General features: G+C 64.6%; 3 protein-coding genes. All 3 read left to right on the top strand.

Annotated elements, in window-relative coordinates; all coding sequences use genetic code 11:
* The first annotated feature begins 15 nt into the window (after positions 1 to 15).
* On the top strand, positions 16 to 909 hold the full coding sequence (locus EOD07_RS28765) for an aromatic ring-hydroxylating dioxygenase subunit alpha (protein ID WP_127237767.1): 894 nt from the start codon (positions 16 to 18) through the stop codon (positions 907 to 909).
* A 24-nt stretch (positions 910 to 933) separates the two neighbouring features.
* Positions 934 to 2,700: a Rieske 2Fe-2S domain-containing protein gene (locus tag EOD07_RS28760; RefSeq protein WP_127237766.1), complete on the top strand. Its 1,767-nt coding sequence runs from the start codon at positions 934 to 936 to the stop codon at positions 2,698 to 2,700.
* A 9-nt stretch (positions 2,701 to 2,709) separates the two neighbouring features.
* Positions 2,710 to 3,017: glutathione S-transferase N-terminal domain-containing protein (locus EOD07_RS28755; protein ID WP_206519588.1), on the top strand; the 308-nt coding region annotated here is incomplete at its 3' end.

Raw genomic sequence — 3,017 nt, 5'->3', positions numbered from 1 at the left:
ATGCAGAGGAACGACATGATGACCAAATGCACGGATCCCGTGGTCCTCAATCTCTGGCATCCGGTGGGCGCAATCGCCGAGACCGTCCCTGGCGCCGTCCAGCAGACGGTGCTGCTCGAGGAGCGCCTCAGCTTTTCGGTCGGCGCGGATGGTGAACCGGTCGTCTGGCGCTCGCGGCCGGATCTGCGCCGCGCCGACCAGGTCGCGGCAGCCGACCGGCTGCCAGCCAAAAGCGCCTATGGTTATGTCTGGACCTCGCTGGGCTCGCCGCCGGCCGACCTCTTCCCGATCCCGGAATATGCCGAGCCGGACCGGCGCCGGCTCAATGCCGCGACCTTTGGCGTGAATGTCTCGGCGCCGCGCGCCATCGAGAATTTTCTCGACATGGGCCATTTCCCTTACGTGCATACCGACATCCTCGGCGCCGAGCCGCACACCGAGGTCAAGGAATACGATGTCGAGATCTCGGTCGACCGCGACGAGATTCTCGCCACGCGCTGCCGCTTCTTCCAGCCGATGGCTTCGACCGCCTCGGAGGGCGGTGCCGATGTCGACTATGTCTACCGCGTGCCGCATCCCTATTGCTCGGTGTTGTATAAATCGAGCCCGGTCGATGAGGCGCGACGCGACGTGATCGCCATCTTCCTGCAGCCGGTCGACCAGGAGCACGTGCGCGCGCATATGCTGCTTTGCGTGCTCGACGAGAACAGCGAAGACAAGGTGATCAAGCGCTTTCAGCAGACCATCTTCGGCCAGGACAAGCCGATCCTGGAGAACCAGGTGCCGAAGCGTCTGCCGCTCGATCCGCGCGCCGAGACGCCGATCCGCGCCGACAAATCGGCGATCGCCTACCGGCGCTGGCTCAGCCAGAAAGGCGTGACCTACGGGGTCATTCCGGCCGCGGCCTGACCAGAATATTTTTGGAGACGACGAATGCTGGAAGCAGCCAGAAGCCAGTGGCATCCGATCGCCGCTGCCCATGACCTACCGTTCCGCCATGTGTTCCATGGCCAGTTGCTCGGCCGCGAGTTCGCCGTCTGGCGGGCCGATGACGGCTACGTCAACATCTGGGAGAACCGTTGCCTGCATCGCGGCGTGAGGCTGTCGATCGGCATCAACGACGGCCGCGAGCTGAAGTGCCAATATCATGGCTGGCGCTATTCGAACCGCACCGCCGGCTGCACCTACATCCCCGCGCATCCGGCCGACGCGCCTGCCCGCACCATCACCAACCGCACCTTTCCGGCGGTCGAGCGCTATGGCCTTGTCTGGTCGTCCGAGGAACCGCTGGGCGAGGTGCCGGATGTCGCCGGCCTGGCGGAAGGCAAGCTGCTCGTGTTGCGCGGCATTGCGGTCAACGCGCCGGCCGCCAAGGTCGTCGAGAGGCTGAAGGCTTACCGCTTCCAGCCCAATGACGCGATCGGCGGCGACGGCGCTGAAATTGCCGTCGAAGCCGCCCAGGATTTTGCCATAGCACTGCGTTCGCGCGACGGCACCGCCGAGACGCTTGGCGTCTTCTTCGTCCAGCCGGTCGATTCCAACCGTTCGGTCATTCGTGGCGTGCTCGACCAGGGTGCCGAGGGCGCGGCGCGGATCGCCATCCTGCGCCACCACAACGAACGGCTTTCAAAACTGCGCGACGAAGTCGAACGCGATGTCGCCAACGCGCCGACGCCCGCACCGATCGAGCCGGTCTATGAAAGGGTCTCGGCCGAGCTTGCCGAAATGCCGGAACCGACCACGCATGGCCGCAAGGCGGCGCTGCGCGTCACGGTGGCCAGGAAGTGGCAGGCCGCTGATGGCATCGCTGGCTTCGAACTGCGGCCGGTCAAGGGCATCCTGCCGACCTTCCAGCCCGGTGCGCATATCGACATTCACATGCCGAACGGCGAGATCCGACAGTATTCGATCACCAACGGCCCCGGTGAAACCGGCAGCTTTGTCATCGGCGTCAAGCTGGAGCCGGACTCGAAGGGCGGCTCGAAATGCATGCACGAGACAGTGCGCGAAGGCGATGTGCTGGCGATCTCGGAACCGCGCAACAATTTTCCGCTGCGCCGCGACGCCATCAAGACGATCTTCGTCGCCGGCGGCATCGGCGTCACGCCGCTGCTTGCCATGGCGCAAGCGCTGAAGAACCAGGAGCTGACGCACGAGCTGCATTATTTCGCGCAAGGCGAGCAGCATCTCGCCTTTGCCGATCGGCTGGCCGGGCTCGGCGACGCGCTGAAGCCGCATCTCGGCCTGTCGCCGGACGCGACCGGCGCCGAGCTTCGCCGTGTGCTGGCCGAATACCGCAACGGCATGCATCTCTACATCTGCGGTCCCGGTCCGATGCTCGAGGCGGCACGCAGGATCGCGGCCGAGCAGGACTGGCCGGACAGCGCCGTGCATTTCGAATACTTCAAGAACACCAACAAGATCGACGACAGTTCGAGCTTCGAGGTGGCGTTGGCGCGGTCCTGCGTCACGCTGCAGGTGCCGGCCGGCAAGACGATCCTGCAGGTCATGCGCGAGAGCGGCATCGACGTGCCGTCCTCTTGCGAGCAGGGCGCCTGCGGCACCTGTGTCGCGACGGTGATAGAGGGCGAGCCGGACCATCAAGACGTTTATCTCAACGACGCCGAGCGCAAGGCTGGAACGAAGATCATGACCTGCGTCTCGCGCGCCAGATCGGCGCGCCTCGTTCTCGACATCTAGGAGCCGCCCATGATCACGCTTTACGACTACGAGCTGTCCGGCAATTGCTACAAACTGCGGCTGCTGATGAGCATCCTCGGCATCGACCACAAGACCGTGCCGGTCGACTTCTATCCTGGACGCGAGCACAAGTCGGAATGGTTCCTGAAGCTCAATCCACTGGGACAGTTGCCTGTGATCGACGATGACGGGCTGGTCCTGCGCGACGCCCAGGCGATCCTGGTCTACCTCGCATCGAAATACGATCCGTCCGGCACATGGTACCCCCGGGAGAACCCGGCCCTGCTCGGCGAGATCAGCCAGTGGCTGGCCTTTGC

This window comes from Mesorhizobium sp. M2C.T.Ca.TU.002.02.1.1 (assembly GCF_003997225.1).
The sequence above is the reverse complement of the archived record's forward strand: the minus strand, read 5'-3'. Positions and strand labels throughout refer to the sequence as shown.